Here is an 18,478-nt window from a genome sequence, read left to right on the forward strand (position 1 = left end):
CAAACAGGCAGCCTGAAAGGCTGGGCGCGGTTTTCAGGCTGCTTTTGCGGGCTACATTTCCTGCGGGTCGATGTCGGCCGACCAGCGGATGCGGCGCTCGCTTTGCGCGTGCAGCGCCTGCACCCACAGCGATACGGCGCGGTGCAGGGCGGGGCGCGACGGGCTTTCGAGAAAGAGCTGCGCGCGCTCGCGGCCGGCCAGACGCGCCATCAGCATCGGTACCGCGCCGAACTGCGACACTTCGGGCGGCAGCTGCGGGGTGATTTGCTGTTTGATGCCGTTGAGCAGGGTGGCGGCTTCGTCAAAACGCGGTGCGTCGGCGCGCAAGGCAGCCTGAAAACCGTAGGGCGGCAGGCCGTAGCGGCGGCGCTCTTCGCTCTCCTGCGCGGCAAAGGCGGCGTAGTCTTGGGCGCGCACGGCGGCAAACAGCGGGTGTTCGGGCAGCTGGGTCTGAATCAGCACCCGCCCGCTGCTGTCGGCGCGGCCGGCGCGGCCGGACACCTGCATCAGTTCGGCAAACAGGCGCTCGCCGCTGCGAAAGTCGGTGCTGAACAGCGAGCCGTCGGCATTGAGCACCAGCACCAGATTCAGGCGGGAAAAGTCGTGGCCTTTGGCGAGCATCTGGGTGCCGACCAGAATATCGACGCTGCCGGCGGCCACCGCGGCATACAGCGTCTGCCAGTCTTGGCGGCGGGCGGTGGAATCGCGGTCCACCCGTTCGATGCGCGCCTGCGGCAGCAGCAGGCGCAGGTGTTCTTCCACGCGCTGGGTGCCTTGTCCGAGCGCGCTCAAATCCTGGTTGCCGCAGTCGGGGCAGCGCGGCGGCACCGGCAGCCTGAAATCGCAGTGGTGGCAGCGCAGCTGGCCGGCGCGGCGGTGCAGCACCATTTTCGCCGCGCAGTGCGGGCAGCCGAAGCTGTGGCCGCAGTCGGAACAAAACAGGGCGGGGGCAAAGCCGCGGCGGTTCAGGTAAACCAGCGACAGCCCACCCTGCGCCAGATTGTCGCGCAGCAGGGCAAGGGCTTGCGGCGACAGGCCGTGTTCGAGCTTGAGCTTACGCACGTCGAGAATCTCCACCTGCGGCGGCCGCGCCTGGCTGCGGGCGCGTTCGGCCAGCGTCAGCAGGCGGTAGCCGCCCTCCTGCGCGTGGCGCCAGCTCTCCAGGCTGGGGGTGGCGCTGCCCAATACCGCAGGGCAGCCGCTCTGCCGCGCGCGCCATACCGCCAGATCGCGGGCGTGGTAGCGCAATTCGTTGTCTTGTTTGAACGAAGCGTCGTGTTCTTCATCGACCACAATCAGCCCCAGATCGGGCAGCGGCGTGAACACCGCCAGCCGCGTGCCGATCAGCAGTTTCGCTTCGCCGGACATTGCCCGCAGATAGTCGCGGCAGCGCTGGCCGGCGGGGGTCTGGCTGTGCAGCACCGCGGTGGGGATGCCGGGAAAACGCCGCGCCACGCGCTCCATCAGCTGCGGCGTGAGATTGATTTCCGGCAGCAGAAACAGCACCTGCCGCCCCGCTGCCAGCGCCTGCGCGGCGGCTTCGAAATAGACTTCGGTTTTGCCGCTGCCGGTGATGCCGTAGAGCAAAAAAGTCTGATAGGTGCCCAGGGCAGCCTGAATGGCTTGGGCGGCTTCGTTTTGGCCGGCGTTTAAGGGATGCGGCGCACTCAGCGGCGCGGCGGCGGCTTCGGCAAAGGTTTCCAGCCAGCCCTGCGCCTGCCATTGCGCCACGAGCTTGGCCGCGTCCGGATGCAGGCTTTTCAGGCTGCCTGCGTCGGCGCCGTGTTCTTCTGCCAATGCCTGCCACAGCGCCAGCTGCCGGCGGGCGCGGGCAGGTGGTGCGGCTTGGGCGCGGCCGGCGGCGCTTAAGCGATGGCGCACCGGCGGTACCGGCAGCGGCTGCGGGCGGCTTTCTTTCAAACCCTGCGGCAGCGCGGCGAATACCGTCTGCCCCAGCGGGTAGTGGTAGTAGCGCGCGGCGAACGACACCAAATCGCGCCAGTTGTCCGGCAGCGTCCAGCCGTCGGCGAGTATTTCGCCCACCGGCAGGATTTTGCCGGCGGCGATGTCGGGCGTGATGCCGCTTTGCCAGACGATGCCCAAGACGGTTTTGCCGCGAAAGGGCACCAGCACGCGGCTGCCGGCGGCAATCGGCTGCGGGTGGCGGTAGGTGAGCAGGCCGATGGGGGTGTTTAGGGCGACGTGGTGGTAAATCATGGCGGGGCGGATGTTCTTTCAGGCTGCCTGCGCGGCGGAGCGTAAAACGGGAAAACGGACGGGATAGGCGGCGGATCGGGGAAAACGTGCAGGCAAGATCAAAATGCCGGCGCCGGGCGCAGAAGCAGCCTGAAAGCGGCAAGGGGGCTTTCAGGCTGCCTGCCGGTCGGCAACGGGCTTAAAAACCGTTTTCCATCATAATCTGGCCGGGGATTTTGTTGCGGTGCATGGCATAGCCCATGCCCAGCAGCGCTTTGAAAGTGTCCTGCACCATCTGCGGGTTGCCGCACAGCATAAAGCGGCTGTGCTCTTTGCTGAAGGGCAGATCGAACGCGGCGCTGAGACTGCCGTTTTTCAGCGCTTCAGGCAGCCTGAAATGCAGCGTGCCTTCTTCGCTGCCGCGGGTGGTAACCGGCACGAAACGCAGCTTGTGCGCAAACTCGCCCACCAGCGGATGCTCTTTCAGGCTGCCCAAAAATTCGTTGAACACCAACTCCGACGGATAAGACACCGAATGCGCCAGCGCCAGCGTATCGAAGCGCTGCCAGATTTCCGGCTGGTGCAGCATCGACAAAAACGGCGCGATGCCCGAGCCGGTACACAGCATAATCAGGTCGCGGCCGTCGGGAAAACGGCCGGGCAGGAAAAAGCCCTGCGCGGTTTTGTCCAGCAAAATGCTGTCGCCTTCCTGGATTTTGTCCAGCAGCGCCGACATCGGCCCGCCCTCGATCAGCACCACGAAATACTCCAGCGTGTCGGCATATTCGGCAGAAATCACCGAATAAGCGCGCCAGATAAAGCCCTCGCCCTCGTAAAAGCCCAGGCGGGAAAACTGCCCCGCTTCAAAGCGGTAGCTCTCGGGGCGGCTGATGGCAAAAGTCAGATGCTTGGGGCTGTGCCGTTTCACCCACAACACTTTCTCTTCGCTGAATTTCTGGATTTCGCTCATAACACGACCTTTCGGTTGGCGCGGCGCGGCGCCGCAATTTCTTTACAGACGGGAAACGATGGGCAACAATGCGCGCCCGCAGGCAGCCTGAAAGCCCGTTTGTACGCACTCGCGCGGCGCAGGCAGCCTGAAAACGCCGCGATTATAGCCGCTTTCAGGCTGCCTTGCCGCAGCCCCGCCCCCGCCCCACGTTCCCCCGCCTTATCCGCCATGACCCCAAGCCCCAAGCCCCAAAAACGCAAAATCAGCGGCGTGCTGCTGCTCGACAAAGCCGTCGGCATCAGCAGCAACACCGCCCTGCAGCAGGTGCGCCGCCTGTACCGCGCCGAAAAAGCCGGCCACACCGGCGTGCTCGATCCGCTGGCCGGCGGCCTCTTGCCCGTATGTTTCGGTGAAGCCGCCAAGTTCTCCCAATACCTGCTCGATGCCGACAAAGCCTACACCGCCGCGCTCCAACTGGGCACCGCCACCGCCACCGGCGATGCCGAAGGCGAAATCGTCGCCCGCGGCCGTGCCGACGTATCCGCCACCGAATTTCAGGCTGCCTGCACCGCACTCACCGGCGCCATCCGCCAAGTGCCGCCGATGTTTTCCGCGCTCAAACACGAAGGCCGCCCGTTGTACGAATACGCCCGCAAAGGCATCGTTATCGAGCGCAAAGCGCGCGACATCGTCATCCGCCGCATCGATATCCGCGAATTCGCCCCGCCGCACGCCGTAATCGACGTTGCCTGCAGCAAAGGCACCTACATCCGCACCCTGGCCGAAGACATCGCCAAACAGCTCGGCACCTACGCCCACCTTACCGCCCTGCGCCGCACCGCCAGCGCTGGTTTCTCGGTAAACGACGCCCATACTTACGAGCAACTCGCCGCGCTCACCGAAGCCGAACGCGACGCACTGCTGCTGCCCTGCGACGCCATGCTCGCCCACCTGCCGCGCCTAAACGCCGATGCCGGCACCGTCCGCCGCCTGGCCTGCGGCCAAAGCGCCGCCCTGCCACCGGACTTCGCTACGAGTTTCCCCGACATTTTCAGGCAGCCTGAAAGCCTGTCAGCGCACCCGCTGCGCATCTACGCCCCCGACGGCCGCTTCGCCGGCCTCGCCCACTGCGTCTCCGGCAGCCTGAAAGCCCTGCGCATGATGAGCGCCGCGCAGGAGATGTGAAGCGCCAAACGCAAAAAAGCAGCCTGAAACCATGATTTTGGTTTTCAGGCTGCTTTTTTTGTTCTTGGCAGTCTATGGCAGCCTGAAAACTCTCGCTCGAATCGGGTATTTTTCCGAACGCAGTCAAAGCAGCGGCCAAACCGGGTGCCGCAATGCTTTCAGGCTGCCTTGTCTGTTGCAAGGCAGCCTGAAAAGTATTTAGCGCGCCGCTTCGCCATCAGATAGCAGCGGCGCGTACATCATCACCGCATGGTTGACCGCCAGCAGGGTTTCTTCGCCGCTTTTTTCGCCCACGCGCACGATGCGGTTGTGGCGGGTGTAGCCGCCCCAGGGCTGCTGGACGATGCGGTGGTCGCGCTCTTCAACGCGGTAGCGCTCGGCCGGTTCGGCGTCGCAAAGCAGTTCGCCGTTCAGGTCGGTTTCGTCCAGCCACAGGCGGATACGGAAATGGTGCGGCGTCCGGTTGTACGCCTGCAGGTCGATGTAGTTGTAGGCCAGCGTGGCGCCGGCGCCGAAAGGCACACTGCGGGCGACGCCAGGGAAGACGTCGTAGCTGTGGCGGTAGCGCTCGGTAATTGCCAGTGGGCTGTGGGCAAACAGCCAAAACAGCAGATTGCCGAGCTGGCACAGCCCGCCGCCGGTGCCGCTGCCGATCTGCCCGTTGTCCAGCACCAGCCCGGGCAGGTAGCCTTTGCGCCGCGTCGGCCGGCCGACCAGCCGCCACACCGAAAAGGTCTGTCCTGGCGCGATTACGGTATCGTGCAGATGCCGCAGCGCCAGCGCCAGATTGGTGCGCTTGTTCTCCTGCAAACGCATATCGACGCCCTGCAAGGGGCGCAGCACGGGCGAATGGTGGCGGAACACCAGATGCGGCGTTTCAGGCTGTTTTTGCGGCCGTGCCCAGTTTGTGCCGCCGAAAAACCACCGGCAATAACGCTTGAAAATAAAATACTCGCGCCCGAGCCACAGGCGCAGCGGGCTGCGGTAAAGGGGTTGGGCGACTTTTGGCTTGTTTGGCATGTTTCTCCTTTGTGTTTATTGCCGGCAAGGCAGCCTGAAAATTCTTGGGCAGTTTCAGGCTGCTTTTGTATCAAGAGCGGCCATATTTGCTGCAAAAACAGGCATAATCCTTGCCATTTCCAACTGCAAACCCTGCCCGCCATGCTCGAACCCGTTACCCGCCGGCAGCACGCCGAAATTAGCGAATGACAGCAGTCTGCCGGCAGCGCCCGTGCCGATAACGGCGCCGTTTACACGCTGTCGTTTGACAACTACCGCCCCGATGCAAGCAACTTTGCCCTGCCGGCAAAAGGCATGGCGGTGGAATTGTGGCTGCAATGCGATGGCAGCGGCGCCGTTGAAAGCATCACTTTCAGTCCGGTACCCCCCGTACAAAAGCCTTTTGGCGCTTCCGCAGCCTGCACGATTTGGCGCAGGTGCCGGGGCGGCGTTTTGAGTGCCAACGCCGCCGCATGGTCAAATACTGGTTTGAAAGCCTGCTGGTTGGCGTTGGCGTGATGTTTCTGATGGACGGCATTTGGCGGCTGTTTGGCAGCCAAATCCCTTACAGCGCCTGGATTGGGGGGGCTTATGGGCAGCATAATCAACTTTTGGGACAGGCTGCTGTCCAAAAGCCTACCGTGGGCGTGGACGGACACCGAATTTTACTGCCTGAGCAGCCAATCAGGCGACGGCTGGGCGTATTTCGCCCTTTGGCGCACGCTGCGCAGCGTGCGTATCCGCCGCACTTGGGTGTTCCGCCGCCCTTACGCCCAGCTTAAATTTGACGGCGGCAGCAAGGACACTCGCGCCGTACTGCGCCTGCCGCTGCACCTGCTCGCCGATTCCGACCGCGCCGAAACGCTTTCCATCCTGCGCCGCCACGCGCAAAGCTGCGGGGCGGATTGGCAGGAATAGCCTGCGGTATTGCCGCCCAAGCAAAAGGCGGCCTGAACAACCGTGTCAGCGGCTTTCAGGCTGCTTTTTTGTGGTTGCGGAACGGAGTGTCTGCCCGCCTTGAATGTTGTTTTCAGGCTGCCTGTAACGCCCGGGCGTTTAGCGGATGCCCATGCTTTAGCCCAAGCAGCCTGAAAACCGTATCAACGGCTTTTCAGGCTGCCTTGGCTTTCTCCGCCACATTCTGCCACCAGTCGCCGCTGCCGCTGCTGCGGCTGTCGAACAATTCGCCGAGCATCGGGGTGAGCAGGGGCAGGCCGCGTTGGCGGGCGAAGGCGCTGCTGCGGCGCACGGGTTCGTCCCAGGCGTGGCGGGCGAGACTGAACATGCCCCAGTGGATGGGCATCAGGCGGCGGGCGCCGACGTCGAGCGCGGCCTGCACGGTTTGGTGCGGAAACATGTGGTTGTCCGGCCAGCGGCGGTCGTACTGGCCGTTTTCGACAAAGGCGAGGTCGAAACCGCCGAAGCGACGGCCGATTTCGGCGAAGTGGCGGCCGTAGGCGGAATCGCCGCTGAAATAAAACTGCTCGCCGGCGGCGGCCAGCACCCAGCCGGCCCACAGGCTGCGGTTGCGATCGCCAATGCCGCGCGCGCAGTCGTGGCGGGCGGGGACGGCGGTCAGCGTAAGATGGCCGATGCGGATTGGTTGGTACCAGTCGGCAATGCGGATGCGTTCGGCGGGCACGCCCCAGCGTTTGAGCCACACTTCGACGCCGAGCGGGGCGACAAACAGCGCGCCGCCGGTGGCAAAGCGGCGCACAAAGGCTTCTTCGAGATGGTCGTAATGGCCGTGGCTGATCAGGACGACATCCAAAGGCGGCAGCGCGGCGGCGGGCACCAGCGGCGGCTGGAAGCGGCGGAACATCCAGCGGTAGGGCGAGGCGGCGGCGCCGAAAACGGGGTCGGTTATCAGGTTCAGACCGCCGATGCGCGCCAGCAGGGTGGAGTGGCCGAACCAGATAAAGCGGGCGGTTTCGCCGTTTTCGCTGTTTTCAGGCTGCCTGAACGGGGAAAAATCGGGAGCAATAACCGGCAGCGGCTGCGGCGGAAAACGGTCTTTGCGGCGGAACATCATCGGCGCCACGGCGGATGCGGCATCGAGCGGGCGCACTACCCGCTGCGGCTCGGGGTTGAAAAAACGGCCGCTGGCGGGGTTGTAGTGGTCGCTGGCGGGATAGGTCGGCCAGCGGCAGCTTTCCCTAATCATGCTGTAATTCCGGGTCGGTCAGCTCGGCCGCCACTTCTTCCATTTCCATAAAGCGCGAGCCTTTGACCAGCACGCTGGCGTTTTCGGGCAGAACGTGGGTGATCACCTGAATCAGCGGGTCTTTGGCGGCGAACCACAGGCCGTCGGCGCCGAAGGTTTCGGCGGCTTCGACGCTGTAATCGCCGACAAAATATGCCGCTTCGATGCCCTTGTCGCGGGCGTAGGCACCGATTTCGGCGTGCATGGCGCCCGCTTCGTCGTCGCCCAACTCGCCCATGTCGCCCATCACAAACACGCGCGGCGCGGGCAGCGCGGCCAGCACGTCGATGGCGGCTTTCATGCTGTCGGGGTTGGCGTTGTAGCTGTCGTCGATAATCATGCTGCCGCGGATGCCGGCTTTGCGTTGCAGGCGGCCTTTGATATTGGCAAAACGCGCCAGGCCGGCGGCGATTTCGGGCAGCGTCAGTCCGGCATGCAGCGCCAGTGCGGCGGCGGCGCAGGCGTTGGCGACATTGTGGCGGCCGGGCGCGGGCAGGACGACGCTTGCCGTTTCGCTGCCGCACACCAAATCGAAGGTGCTCTCAAAGGGCTGCAGGACGATGTTTTGTGCGTGGATATCGCCGCTTTCGATGCCGAAGGTTTGGGTGTTGACGCCCAAGGCGGCGCAGGCAGCCTGAAAAATAGCGGCGTGGGCGTCTTCCAGCGGCACCAGCGCGGTGCCGTTTGCGGCCAGCCCCTGATAAATCTCGCTTTTGGCGCGGGCGATGTCGGCGGTGCCGTCAAAACCGCAGCCGACGTGCGCCCGCTGCGCGTTGTTCACCAGCGCGGCATCGGGGCGGGCGATGCGGGTGAGCACGGCCAGCTCGCCGGCGTGGTTCATGCCCATTTCGATCACGGCATAGCGGTGCGTATCGCGCAGCGCCAGCAGGGTCAGCGGCAGGCCGATGTGGTTGTTGAAATTGCCCGCCGTGGCCAGCACCGCATCGGCGCCGAACTTGGCACGCAGCACGGCGGCCAGCATTTCCTTCACGGTGGTTTTGCCGCTGGAACCGGTGATGCCGAACACCTGCGGGTTCACCGCCCGCCGCCACGCCGCCGCCAGCGTTTGCAGCGCCGCCAGCGTATCGGCTACCGCAAAGCAGCCTGAAAGAGCGGCGCAGTCGTCGCGCGACACCAGCGCATAGGCGCCGCGTGCCAATACATCGGCAACAAAATCATGGCCGTCGCGGTTTTCGCCCGCCAGGGCAACAAACAAATCCCCCGCCTGCGCCTGCCGGCTGTCGATCAAAACGCGGCCGACGGCGGCATTGTGCGCGGGGGCGGGGAGATTCAGGGTTTGGGCAACAAATTCGAGATCCAAAATGGGCATGGTAGGGCTTTCAGGTGGTGGGTTCGGCAAACGATGCTTTCAGGCTGCCTGCAAAAAGGCGGCATTTTATCTTTTCAGGCTGCCTTTGGGGGTAAAGGCAGCCTGAAAACTATTCGCCGCCGTCGTAGCGGTACACGGTTTCGGCATCGGCGGCGAGAAAGGCCTGGGGGAACAGGTATTCGCCGCGAAAGACGGCGATGTCGAGATACTGCCATTGCGGCTTGAAATCGGCGCCCTGGCGGCGCACGGCGTCGAGAACCAGATGGGTGCAGTAAAACGGGTTTTCGCTGCGGGCGGTGAGCACGAACGAGCGGCCTTGCTGGGCGGCGGCATCGGCGGCGGCGGCGCGGCGCTGCTCGGCGGTGAGAAAGCGCGGGCGCAGCACCAGCACGGCGTCGGCTTTGTCGGGCGCGAGAAACTGGCGCAGCGGCGTGAGCAGCACTTGGTCGGAATGGGCGGGGTCGTCGTCGGTGGTGGCGTGGGCGATGATGACCTGCGGCGCGGTCTGTACCACCATGCCGATGTGCGAATAGCGGCTGCGGCTGAGTCGGCGGATAAGGGCGCTGTCGGCGCCGGTGCCGCCGCGCAGTATCCAGTCGCCGCGTTGCAGCAGCGCGGCGGCGGGCAGCGGGATGGCGGCACGGTAGGGGAAGAATGATGTGCAGAGCGCCAGCGGCAGCAGAACGCACAACAGGCGGCGGAATAAGCGGGGCATGGGGTTTCGGTTCAGGCTGCTCAGGGCTTTCAGGCTGCTTTTTGCGTTGCAAAAACCGGATATCGGCAAGGCTTAAAGCCGGATTTTCCAAGCGCCGTCGCTTTCGATCAGGCGCACGTTTTCGTGGCGGCTGTCGCCTTTTTTGAATTTGACCAGCACTTTGACGGTAGCACGCTGCTGGCCGTCGTCGCGGGCGGGGGCGGCTTCGGCGGCTTCGGTGGTGATTTCGTCCACGCCGCCGCGCTGCTCGGCATAGGCTTTTTTGCGATCGACGGCGGCTTTCACCTTGCCGCGCAGCATGTCTTCGACGCCGCTTTTCGCTTTGTCGGCGTCGGAAAGGTAAACCATCGACACCACCGCGTCGGCATCGCCGGCATAGCTTTTTTCGACAAAGGTTTTGGCGGCGGATTCGGGGCTGGATGAGGCGCCGGAGCAGGCGGCCAGCAGCAGGCCGAGCGCGGCGGCGGCGAACAGGCGGGCAGTTTTTTTCAGCGTTTTCATTATGACGGCTTTCGTTAGGGTGGGAGCGCCGATTGTGCAGGATGCCGCCCGCTGCGGCAAGGCTTTTGCGTTTTCAGGCTGCTTTGGAGGCAGCCTGAAAGTTTGGGGGGGCAGATTGGTTTCAGGCTGCCTTGTCCATCAAAGGCAGCCTGAAACGTTGGTAAAACCCCGGCTAATAACTGCGCGGCCAGTATGCCGTTTGCTGCGCGCGTTCTGCGAAAAACTGCGCCAGCGTGTCGTACTGCATGGCGGCGCTGTCGCTTTGGTTGCACAGGTGGCGGCAGGCGTCGCTTGCGGGCAGGGCTTGCAGATACCAGCCGATGTGCTTGCGGGCGATGCGGGTGCCGGCGGTTTCGCCGTAAAACTCGTGGATGGCGCGGATGTGTTCGAGCGCGGTGGCGGCGGCAGCCTGAAAGGCTTGCGGCGGCGGCAGACTGCCGTGGGTAAGGTAGTGGCGGATGTCGGCAAACAGCCAGGGCTGCCCCTGCGCGGCGCGGCCGACCATCACGCCGTCGGCGCCGGTTTGGGCGAGTACTGCGGCGGCTTTCTGCGGGCTGGTGATGTCACCGTTCACCCACAAAGGCAGGCTGGTGCGGCGTTTGACTTCGGCAATCAGCGCGTATTCGGCTTGCCCGCGGTACATCTGGCTGCGGGTGCGCCCGTGCACCGCCAGCGCGGCGATGCCGGCCTGCTCGGCCATTTGCGCGATGCGGGGCAGGTTTTTGTGGTTTTCGTCCCAGCCTAAGCGGGTTTTTAGGGTAACGGGCACATCAACGGCGGCAACAACGGCTTTGAGGATAGCTTCGACCAGCGGTTCGTTTTGCAGCAGGGCGCTGCCGGCGAGCACATTGCAGACTTTTTTTGCCGGACAGCCCATATTGATGTCGATAAGTTGCGCGCCCTGCTCGACGTTGTAGCGGGCGGCGGCGGCCATTTCTTCGGGGCGGCTGCCGGCAATCTGCACGGCAATCACGCCTTCTTCGCCGCTGCGGTCGCTGCGGTGCAGGGTTTTTCTGGTGTGGCGCAGCGAGGCGTCGCTGCTGATCATTTCGCCCACCGTCCAGTCGGCGCCGAAGCGGCGGGCGAGGCGGCGGAAGGGTTTGTCGGTGATGCCGGCCATCGGCGCAAGGGCAATGGCGGGAGCGGGCAGGGTGTAGTGGGCGATGTGCATGTTGATAAGGCAAAGGCAGCCTGAAAAGTGGATTTTGGCTTTTCAGGCTGCCTGAAAGATGAAATCGGGGCGGATGATAAACGATGCGGCCGTGCAGACCCAAATGCGGCGGGGTTTTAGCTTCGCAACTCCGCTTCGCTCCGCAGGCTGCCTGAAACAACCGAAAAAGGCAGCCTGAAAACCTTGAAACGGGCTTTTCAGGCTGCCTGGTTGCGGCACAGGGCTTACAGGCCGGAGAGCAGGGCGGTGTCTTGCGCGATCATCAGCTCTTCGTTGGTGGGGATGACCACGGCAACAGCCGGGCTGTCGGCGGTGGTGATCACGCCGGCTTTGCCGAAGCGGGCGGCCAGGTTGGCGTTGTTATCCAGCTTCAGACCGAGGAATTCGCAGTAACCCAGCACTTTGGCGCGGACGACGTCGGAGTTTTCGCCGATGCCGCCGGTAAAGGCCAGCACGTCCAAACCGCCGGCGGCTACGGCCATCGAGGCAACGTATTTGGCCAGGCGGTAGGTGAAGATTTCCAGCGCGAGCTTGGCGCCTTCGTGGCCTTTGGCGGCTTCTTCTTCGATGGTACGGCAGTCGTTGGAGAGTTCGGAAATGCCCAAGAGGCCGCTTTGCTTGTTCAGCACGTCGGTGATTTCTTTGATGCCCATGCCGGTGTTGTCGGCAAGGAACTGGTAAACGCTGGCGTCGATGTCGCCGCTGCGGGTGCCCATTACCAGGCCTTCGAGCGGGGTCAAACCCATGCTGGTGTCTTGCGACTGGCCGTTTTTAATGGCGGCGATGGAAGCGCCGTTGCCCAAGTGGGCGATTACCAGGCGCAGGCTTTTGAGGTCTTTGCCGAGGAAGCGCGCGGTTTCGTCGGCCACGAAGCGGTAGCTGGTGCCGTGGAAGCCGTAACGGCGCAGGTGCAGCTCGCGGTAGTATTTGCGCGGGATGGCGTAGGTGTAGGCATGCTCGGGCATGGTTTGGTGGTAGGCGGTGTCGAACACGGCGACATTGGGCAGGCCTTTGAAGATTTCCTGCGCGGCGCGGATGCCCAGCAGGTTGGCGGGGTTGTGCAGCGGTGCCAGCGGGATGCAGCGCTCGATGGCGTCGATGACTTTGCCGTCGATCAGCACGGATTCGCTGTACTCTTCGCCGGCGCTGACCACGCGGTGGCCGATGGCGCCGATGCGGCTGTCGAGCCCGTGTTTTTTCAATTCCTGCAAGAGCGCGCCGACGGCGCCGGTGTGGTTGGGCGCGTCGCTCAATTCCACGCGCTCTTTGTTGCCGTTGATTTTAAAGGTGATGTAGGCATCGGGCAGATTGAGCTTTTCGGCCAAGCAGCTCAAAAGCACGTCGCCGTTGTCTTTGTTGACGACCGCGCCTTTGAGCGAGGAGCTGCCGCAGTTCAATACTAAAATCAGTTTGTCGGACATTTCGTTTTCCTTTGAGGTTGGATGTTGGACTTCTTCAGGCAGGCAGCCTGAAAGCGCGGCATTTTAACAAATAATCCCGCCGATTCAGGGAAAAATATTCGGCGGGGGCGGCTGCCGGATTTTCAGGCTGCTCGTATCGGCAGCCTGAAAGGAGTCGCGGCGTTTTCAGGCTGCCTTGCGCCGGCGCAGCAGATTGGCGGCGGGCAGCACCAGGGCGCAGACGGCGCTGCCGATTGCCAGTCCGGCCAGCAAATCGCCGAGCATGCCGGCGGCGCCGCCATCGAGCGCCAATGCCTGCATCAGATGGTGCAGCGCGGGAATATTGTGAACGAAAATGCCGCCGCCCACGGTAAACATCGCCAGCGTGCCGATTACGCCCAACAGGCGCATAAACCACGGCATCAGCAGCAAAATGGCGTGGCCGAGCAGGGGCAGCAGGCGGCCGCCGCGGCGCAGCAGCGCGGCGCCGAAGTCGTCGGCCTTCACCACCGCCGCCACCAGCCCGTACACGCCGGCGGTAATGGCGATTCCCACGGCGCAAAGAGCAAGGATTTTAACGGTGGTCGATGCTTCCTGCAGGCTGCCCAGCGCGATGATGACGATTTCGGCGGACAGGATAAAGTCGGTGCGGATGGCGCCGCGGATTTTGCTTTTCTCGTCGCCGGCGATGTGGTCGGGTACGGTGTCCGGCGTTTCGTCGTGGCGGTGGAACAGGCGGTGCAGCAGTTTTTCCGCGCCTTCAAAGCACAAATAAGCGCCGCCGGCCATTAAGAGCGGCAGCACCAGATAGGGCGCGTACACCGACAGCAAAAGCGCCAGCGGCACCAGTATCGCCTTGTTCAGCAGCGAGCCTTTGGCCACCGCCCACACAATCGGCAGCTCGCGATCGGCGCGCACGCCGGTAATCTGGTTGGCGTTCAGCGCCAGATCGTCGCCGACCACGCCGGCGGTTTTTTTGGCGGCCACTTTGGTCATCAGCGATACATCATCGAGCACCGAAGCGATATCGTCGAGCAGGGTAAACAGCGAGGAAAAAGCCATTTGCGTTCCTTGAAAAAGGGGAGGGGAAAAGGGTTTTGCCGGCAATTATAATAGATGGCGCCGCCAAAGCGGCAGGCAGCCTGAAAGTAAGTCCCCTTGTCTTGCCCGCCGCCGCGCGGACGGCTACACTGCGCCGAACGCAAACAGCCTTTCAGGCAGCCTGAAACCACCCAAGGAGCAGACATGCAGATCGAACAGGTATTGGCAGTATTGAAAAACGTGCAGAACCACATCTGCGCCGAATTGGAAGCCGAAGAAGACGGCGCGCGTTTCGTGCCCGATTCGTGGCACAGCGCGCTGGGCGAGGGCGAGAGCCGCGTGCTGAAAAACGGCGCGGTGTTCGAGCAGGCCGGCGTGAATTTTTCCCACGTTAAAGGGCAGGCGCTGCCCGCCGCCGCCACCGAGCGCCGCCCCGAACTGGCCGGCGCCCCCTTTGAAGCTGCCGGCGTATCGCTGGTAATCCACCCGCGCAATCCCTATGTGCCCACCAGCCACGCCAACGTGCGCTTTTTCACCGCCCGCCCCGCCGGCCGCGAGCCGGTATGGTGGTTCGGCGGCGGCTTCGATCTGACGCCGTTTTATCCCTTTGATGAAGACATCCTGCACTGGCACCGCACCGCCCAAGCCGTCTGCCAGCCCTACGGCGAGGGCGTTTATGCCGAGTTCAAACACTGGTGCGACGAATATTTCTATCTCAAGCACCGCGGCGAAACCCGCGGCGTCGGCGGCCTGTTTTTCGACGATCTCAACCGCTGGGATTTCGAGCGCAGCCTGAATTTTCTCAACGAAGTCGGCCACGCCTACGCCGCCGCCTACCGCCCCATCGTCGCGCGGCGCAAAAATACCGCCTACGGCGAGCGCGAGCGCCAGTTCCAGCTTTACCGCCGCGGCCGCTATGTGGAATTCAATCTGGTGTGGGACAGGGGTACGCTCTTCGGCCTGCAGAGCGGCGGCCGCACCGAAAGCATTTTGATGTCGATGCCGCCTTTGGTGCGCTTCGAGTACCAATACCGCCCCGAAGCCGGCAGCCCCGAGGAAAAACTCAACGCCTACTTGCAGGCGCGCGACTGGCTGGGTTTGGAGCGGGGATGACGGGGGTGTTCCAGAAAAAACAAAGTAGCCTGAAAACGGTTTGGCCGCTTAAGGGGGTGGGTGATGGGAGCAGATTCAGATGATTATGTACGGCGCATTTAAAGTCTTGTTGATTGCCTATTTCGCAACCTTTGCCCTGTATCATTTTTATGCCGCCAAGATTAAGCACCGGGTTGATCCGCGCGTCAGGTTCAGCAAGGTGGCGGTGTGGAATAAGGTGGACGAACTCAGGCGCGAAGGCGTCCGCGAAGCGAAAACCGCCTATTTTTTCTGGGTGCTGGCCAATATCCTGCTGGCGGTGATGTTTGGTATTTTCTGTTTGAATATCGGCAGGCGTTAGGCCGGATTTTTGCATCCGGCCTGAGATGTGGTTGATGGCAAAGCAGCCTGAAAAACCGGATTTGCGGTTTTCAGGCTGCTTTTTGGATGGACGGTTTGTGGAGAGTGGCGGACGGTTTTTTTCAGGCTGCTTGGGATTTCTCTCGCAACGGCTTTGCTGTTTGGTCTGACTATGCTGCCCGCTCTACCTTTGCGCTTCATCGCCGCGCGGCTTCTCGGCTGCGCCAGGGGTAGGGCTGTAGTGGCAAACCTCACTGCAAGGCAGCCTGAAAACTGATTTATGGTTTCAGGCTGCTTTTAATGGGCGGTTTGGAGCAGGTAAACGGGGTAGCGGGCGTAGGGTGCACACCGTGCACCACAACAACGAATCAAACCCCCTGCCTGATCGACAAGCTACCAAGCAAAAGCAGCCTGCGAAGCTAAAACTTTTCAGGCTGCTTTCGTTCTTTGACTGGCGCAAACGCTTTACCGGCGGCGTTCCATAACGGCGGCGAAAAAGCCGTCGGTGCCGTGGCGGCCGGTGTCCAGCTCCAAAAAGCGGCCGGTGTCGAGCGGGATTTTTTGGGCGCGCAGGATGTCGGCAGCATCGAGTTCGGCAAAATCGGGGTGGGCGGCGAGAAAGGCGGCGGCTTGGGCGGCGTTTTCGGCGGGCAGCACGCTGCAGGTGGCATATACCAGCCGGCCGCCGGGGCGTACCAGCTGTGCGGCGGCGGCGAGTACCGACTGCTGCAGGCGGACGAGTTCGGCTACGGTGTCGGGGTTGTGGCGGTATTTGAGGTCGGGCTGGCGGCGCAGGGTGCCCATGCCGGAGCAGGGGGCATCGACCAGCACGCGGTCGGCTTTGCCGGCCAGGCGCTGCAGGCGGGCGTCGTGTTCGTGGGCGATGCGCTCGACGCGGACGTTGGTGAGGCCGGCGCGCTCGAGCCGCGGTTTGATGTTGGCGAGGCGTTTTTCGGCGGTGTCAAAGGCGTAGATGCGGCCGCTGCCGGCCATTTGGGCGCCGATGGCAAGGGTTTTGCCGCCGGCGCCGGCGCAGAAATCGACTATGGTTTCGCCGCGGCGGGCGCCGAGCAGCAGCGCCAGCAGCTGGCTGCCTTCGTCTTGGACTTCGAGCGCGCCGCCGGCAAACAGCGGATGGCCGGCCAGCGACGGTTTGCCGCCGATGCGGATGCCGTACGGCGCGTAGGGCGTGGCGGCGGTGCCGGCAAACTCGGCCTGCAGCTGCGGCAGGACTTTGCTGCGCCGCACTTTAAGGGTGTTGACGCGCAAATCGAGCGGTGCGCTTTGGGCGCTGCTGCGGCCGAAAGCCAGTATGCGCGCGTCGTCCCAGCCGCCTGCGCGCAGGGTGTCGGTCAGCCATTGCGGCAGCTCGGATGCGGTGTTCAGGCAGCCTGAAAAATCGGTTTGGGCGGCGCGAGCGAGTAGTTCGCACTCGGCTTCGCCGGCCAGCGCGGCGGCATCTTCGCCGCCAAACTGCAGCGCCAGCAGGGCGGCGGCGCGGGCTTGGCGGGGCGCATCGGGCAGCAGGGAAAGGATTTTCTGGTAGTGGCGCAGCGCGGCGAAAATGGTTTCGGCAATGCGGTGCCGGTCTTGGCGGCCGAGCTTGGGATGGCGGCGCCAATAGGCGGCCAGCAGGGCATCGGCCGGGCGCTCGAAAGCAAGCACTTCGGCAAGGACGGCGGCGGTGTGGGCAAGGCGGGCGGGTGTCATAAGGGAAAACGGGCGCGGCGGGCAAAGGGCGGCATTGTAGCCGATTCGGCGGCGGGCGCACGTTTTTCAGGCAGCCTGAAAGCGCTTTTCAGGCTGCCTGCACCGGCAAATATGCGTGCGGCTGCCTGATGGCGGCAAACTCGGTTACAATGCCCGCGCAGCCGCTGCGGCGCTGCGCTTCCGACCATCCGCCCATACAGGAGAAAAATATGTTTTCCAAAAGTCTGACCATCGAAAAATTCGACCCCGAACTCGCCGCCGCCATCGCCGCCGAAAACCAGCGCCAGCAAGACCATGTCGAGCTGATTGCTTCGGAAAACTACGTCAGCCCCGCCGTGATGGAAGCGCAGGGCAGCCAGCTTACCAACAAATACGCCGAGGGCTATCCCGGCAAACGCTATTACGGCGGCTGCGAACACGTGGATGTGGCCGAGCAGCTGGCGATCGACCGCGTGAAAAAACTTTTCGGCGCCGCCTATGCCAACGTGCAGCCGCATTCCGGCTCGCAGGCCAACCAGGCTGTGTACACTTCCGTGCTCAAACCCGGCGACACCATTTTAGGCATGAGCCTTGCCCACGGCGGCCACCTGACCCACGGCGCGAGCGTCAATATTTCCGGCAAGCTGTATAACGTGGTTGCCTACGGTTTGAACGAAGACGAAATTTTGGACTACGACGAAGTCGAACGCCTTGCGCTCGAACACAAGCCGAAAATGATCGTAGCCGGCGCATCGGCCTACGCGCTGGAAATCGACTGGGCGCGCTTCCGCCAGATTGCCGACAAAGTGGGCGCGTATTTATTCGTCGATATGGCGCACTACGCCGGCCTGATTGCCGCCGGCGAGTATCCCAACCCCGTGCCGCACGCCGATTTTGTTACCACCACCACCCACAAAACCCTGCGCGGCCCGCGCGGCGGCGTGATTCTCTGCCGCGACACCACCCACGAAAAAGCGCTCAATTCGGCGATTTTCCCCAGCCTGCAAGGCGGCCCGCTGATGCACGTGATCGCCGCCAAAGCCGTGGCCTTTAAAGAAGCGCTGCAACCCGAGTTCAAAACCTACGCCAAACAGGTGAAAGCCAACGCGCAGGCGATGGCCGAAGAGCTGGTCAAACGCGGTCTGCGCATCGTAACCGGCCGCACCGAAAGCCATTTGTTCCTCGTCGATCTGCGCCCGAAAAACATCACCGGCAAAGCCGCCGAAGAAGCCTTGGGCAAAGCGCACATCACCATTAACAAAAACGCCATCCCCAACGACCCAGAAAAACCCTTCGTAACCAGCGGCATCCGCGTTGGCACTTCGGCGATTACCACCCGCGGCTTTAACGAAGCCGATGCCCGCGCACTCGCCAACCTCGTTGCCGACGTGCTGGACAATCCCGACGACGAAGCCAACCTCGCGCGCGTCGCCGAAAAGGTCAAAGCGCTGTGCGATAAAAATCCGGTGTACGGCGCGTAATTGAATTGCGCGGATAGATAAAGGCAGCCTGAAAACCGAATAATGGTTTTCAGGCTGCCTTGCAGCAAGGTTTGCCACTACCGGCCTCCCCCTGGCGCAGCCGAACAGAGCGCGGTTTTTCCGGATTCAAGCGTGTGCCCTGTTTGAGCCGCCAAAGCGGCGA

The 18,478-nt window shown here is 63.2% G+C and carries 17 protein-coding genes; 5 read left to right on the plus strand and 12 right to left on the minus strand.

Going from position 1 to position 18,478, the window contains the following annotated elements:
* Window positions 1-51 precede the first annotated feature (51 nt).
* Both OP500_RS05710 and OP500_RS05715 read right to left on the minus strand, forming a co-directional pair.
* Window positions 52-2,217, minus strand: a complete 2,166-nt coding sequence (locus tag OP500_RS05710; protein WP_274070448.1) for a primosomal protein N' — start codon at window positions 2,215-2,217, stop codon at window positions 52-54.
* Window positions 2,218-2,395: 178 nt separating this feature from the next.
* Complete coding sequence (locus OP500_RS05715; RefSeq protein ID WP_274070449.1) at window positions 2,396-3,166, minus strand: ferredoxin--NADP reductase; 771 nt, start codon at window positions 3,164-3,166, stop codon at window positions 2,396-2,398.
* Window positions 3,167-3,376: 210 nt separating this feature from the next.
* Between OP500_RS05715 and truB the strand changes: the two genes are divergently transcribed.
* Entirely contained in the window at window positions 3,377-4,333 is a 957-nt protein-coding gene (gene truB, locus OP500_RS05720; protein ID WP_274070475.1) for a tRNA pseudouridine(55) synthase TruB, read from the plus strand.
* A gap of 198 nt (window positions 4,334-4,531) precedes the next feature.
* On the opposite strand, the gene OP500_RS05725 is transcribed toward truB, so the two are convergent.
* Together OP500_RS05725 and OP500_RS05730 are read right to left on the minus strand one after the other, a co-directional pair.
* Window positions 4,532-5,353, minus strand: coding sequence for a VanW family protein (locus OP500_RS05725; RefSeq protein WP_274070450.1), 822 nt, complete (start codon window positions 5,351-5,353; stop codon window positions 4,532-4,534).
* Window positions 5,354-5,604: 251 nt separating this feature from the next.
* Window positions 5,605-5,892: a hypothetical protein gene (locus OP500_RS05730; RefSeq protein WP_274070451.1), complete on the minus strand. Its 288-nt coding sequence runs from the start codon at window positions 5,890-5,892 to the stop codon at window positions 5,605-5,607.
* A gap of 31 nt (window positions 5,893-5,923) precedes the next feature.
* On the opposite strand from OP500_RS05730, the gene OP500_RS05735 reads away from it, so the two are divergent.
* The gene (locus tag OP500_RS05735; protein WP_274070452.1) at window positions 5,924-6,250 is read left to right on the plus strand and encodes a hypothetical protein; all 327 of its coding nucleotides are present in this window, start codon (window positions 5,924-5,926) and stop codon (window positions 6,248-6,250) included.
* 193 nt (window positions 6,251-6,443) lie between these two features.
* Here the strand turns inward: OP500_RS05735 and OP500_RS05740 are convergent, their stop codons facing one another.
* From OP500_RS05740 to OP500_RS05770, 7 genes are all read right to left on the minus strand, one after another.
* The gene (locus OP500_RS05740) at window positions 6,444-7,496 is read right to left on the minus strand and encodes an MBL fold metallo-hydrolase (RefSeq protein WP_274070453.1); all 1,053 of its coding nucleotides are present in this window, start codon (window positions 7,494-7,496) and stop codon (window positions 6,444-6,446) included.
* Window positions 7,489-8,865 carry a UDP-N-acetylmuramoyl-tripeptide--D-alanyl-D-alanine ligase gene (locus tag OP500_RS05745; protein ID WP_274070454.1) on the minus strand — a complete coding sequence of 459 codons (1,377 nt, stop codon included), beginning with the start codon at window positions 8,863-8,865 and terminating at the stop codon, window positions 7,489-7,491. The genes OP500_RS05740 and OP500_RS05745 overlap by 8 nt, the downstream gene beginning before the upstream one ends.
* Before the next feature lie 109 nt (window positions 8,866-8,974).
* On the minus strand, window positions 8,975-9,580 hold the full coding sequence (locus OP500_RS05750) for a YiiX/YebB-like N1pC/P60 family cysteine hydrolase (protein ID WP_274070455.1): 606 nt from the start codon (window positions 9,578-9,580) through the stop codon (window positions 8,975-8,977).
* Window positions 9,581-9,652: 72 nt separating this feature from the next.
* The gene (locus OP500_RS05755; RefSeq protein ID WP_274070456.1) at window positions 9,653-10,081 is read right to left on the minus strand and encodes a DUF4878 domain-containing protein; all 429 of its coding nucleotides are present in this window, start codon (window positions 10,079-10,081) and stop codon (window positions 9,653-9,655) included.
* A gap of 172 nt (window positions 10,082-10,253) precedes the next feature.
* The gene (gene dusB, locus OP500_RS05760) at window positions 10,254-11,252 is read right to left on the minus strand and encodes a tRNA dihydrouridine synthase DusB (protein ID WP_238746587.1); all 999 of its coding nucleotides are present in this window, start codon (window positions 11,250-11,252) and stop codon (window positions 10,254-10,256) included.
* A 224-nt stretch (window positions 11,253-11,476) separates the two neighbouring features.
* Window positions 11,477-12,673 carry an acetate kinase gene (locus OP500_RS05765; RefSeq protein ID WP_238746588.1) on the minus strand — a complete coding sequence of 399 codons (1,197 nt, stop codon included), beginning with the start codon at window positions 12,671-12,673 and terminating at the stop codon, window positions 11,477-11,479.
* A 165-nt stretch (window positions 12,674-12,838) separates the two neighbouring features.
* On the minus strand, window positions 12,839-13,714 hold the full coding sequence (locus tag OP500_RS05770) for a DUF808 domain-containing protein (RefSeq protein ID WP_274070457.1): 876 nt from the start codon (window positions 13,712-13,714) through the stop codon (window positions 12,839-12,841).
* A 183-nt stretch (window positions 13,715-13,897) separates the two neighbouring features.
* Here OP500_RS05770 and hemF point away from each other — a divergent pair, with 183 nt between their 5' ends.
* Both hemF and OP500_RS05780 read left to right on the plus strand, forming a co-directional pair.
* Window positions 13,898-14,806, plus strand: a complete 909-nt coding sequence (gene hemF / locus OP500_RS05775) for an oxygen-dependent coproporphyrinogen oxidase (protein WP_274070458.1) — start codon at window positions 13,898-13,900, stop codon at window positions 14,804-14,806.
* 79 nt (window positions 14,807-14,885) lie between these two features.
* Window positions 14,886-15,146 carry a hypothetical protein gene (locus OP500_RS05780; protein WP_274070459.1) on the plus strand — a complete coding sequence of 87 codons (261 nt, stop codon included), beginning with the start codon at window positions 14,886-14,888 and terminating at the stop codon, window positions 15,144-15,146.
* Between the two features lie 464 nt (window positions 15,147-15,610).
* Here the strand turns inward: OP500_RS05780 and OP500_RS05785 are convergent, their stop codons facing one another.
* Window positions 15,611-16,855, minus strand: a complete 1,245-nt coding sequence (locus OP500_RS05785) for an RsmB/NOP family class I SAM-dependent RNA methyltransferase (protein ID WP_274070460.1) — start codon at window positions 16,853-16,855, stop codon at window positions 15,611-15,613.
* A 209-nt stretch (window positions 16,856-17,064) separates the two neighbouring features.
* Between OP500_RS05785 and glyA the strand changes: the two genes are divergently transcribed.
* Window positions 17,065-18,315 carry a serine hydroxymethyltransferase gene (glyA, locus tag OP500_RS05790; RefSeq protein WP_274070461.1) on the plus strand — a complete coding sequence of 417 codons (1,251 nt, stop codon included), beginning with the start codon at window positions 17,065-17,067 and terminating at the stop codon, window positions 18,313-18,315.
* The last annotated feature ends 163 nt before the right edge of the window (window positions 18,316-18,478 follow it).

Source organism: Kingella sp. SNUBH-2017, assembly GCF_028680565.1.
GTDB classification, from domain to species: Bacteria; Pseudomonadota; Gammaproteobacteria; order Burkholderiales; family Neisseriaceae; genus Kingella_D; species Kingella_D pumchi.

Coding starts and splice junctions, on each gene's coding strand:
- OP500_RS05710 (WP_274070448.1), bottom strand. CDS start 2,217: ATGATTTACCACCACGTCGCCCTAAACACCCCCATCGGCCTGCTCACC.
- OP500_RS05715 (WP_274070449.1), bottom strand. CDS start 3,166: ATGAGCGAAATCCAGAAATTCAGCGAAGAGAAAGTGTTGTGGGTGAAA.
- truB (WP_274070475.1), top strand. CDS start 3,377: ATGACCCCAAGCCCCAAGCCCCAAAAACGCAAAATCAGCGGCGTGCTG.
- OP500_RS05725 (WP_274070450.1), bottom strand. CDS start 5,353: ATGCCAAACAAGCCAAAAGTCGCCCAACCCCTTTACCGCAGCCCGCTG.
- OP500_RS05735 (WP_274070452.1), top strand. CDS start 5,924: ATGGGCAGCATAATCAACTTTTGGGACAGGCTGCTGTCCAAAAGCCTA.
- OP500_RS05740 (WP_274070453.1), bottom strand. CDS start 7,496: ATGATTAGGGAAAGCTGCCGCTGGCCGACCTATCCCGCCAGCGACCAC.
- OP500_RS05745 (WP_274070454.1), bottom strand. CDS start 8,865: ATGCCCATTTTGGATCTCGAATTTGTTGCCCAAACCCTGAATCTCCCC.
- OP500_RS05750 (WP_274070455.1), bottom strand. CDS start 9,580: ATGCCCCGCTTATTCCGCCGCCTGTTGTGCGTTCTGCTGCCGCTGGCG.
- OP500_RS05755 (WP_274070456.1), bottom strand. CDS start 10,081: ATGAAAACGCTGAAAAAAACTGCCCGCCTGTTCGCCGCCGCCGCGCTC.
- dusB (WP_238746587.1), bottom strand. CDS start 11,252: ATGCACATCGCCCACTACACCCTGCCCGCTCCCGCCATTGCCCTTGCG.
- OP500_RS05765 (WP_238746588.1), bottom strand. CDS start 12,673: ATGTCCGACAAACTGATTTTAGTATTGAACTGCGGCAGCTCCTCGCTC.
- OP500_RS05770 (WP_274070457.1), bottom strand. CDS start 13,714: ATGGCTTTTTCCTCGCTGTTTACCCTGCTCGACGATATCGCTTCGGTG.
- hemF (WP_274070458.1), top strand. CDS start 13,898: ATGCAGATCGAACAGGTATTGGCAGTATTGAAAAACGTGCAGAACCAC.
- OP500_RS05780 (WP_274070459.1), top strand. CDS start 14,886: ATGATTATGTACGGCGCATTTAAAGTCTTGTTGATTGCCTATTTCGCA.
- OP500_RS05785 (WP_274070460.1), bottom strand. CDS start 16,855: ATGACACCCGCCCGCCTTGCCCACACCGCCGCCGTCCTTGCCGAAGTG.
- glyA (WP_274070461.1), top strand. CDS start 17,065: ATGTTTTCCAAAAGTCTGACCATCGAAAAATTCGACCCCGAACTCGCC.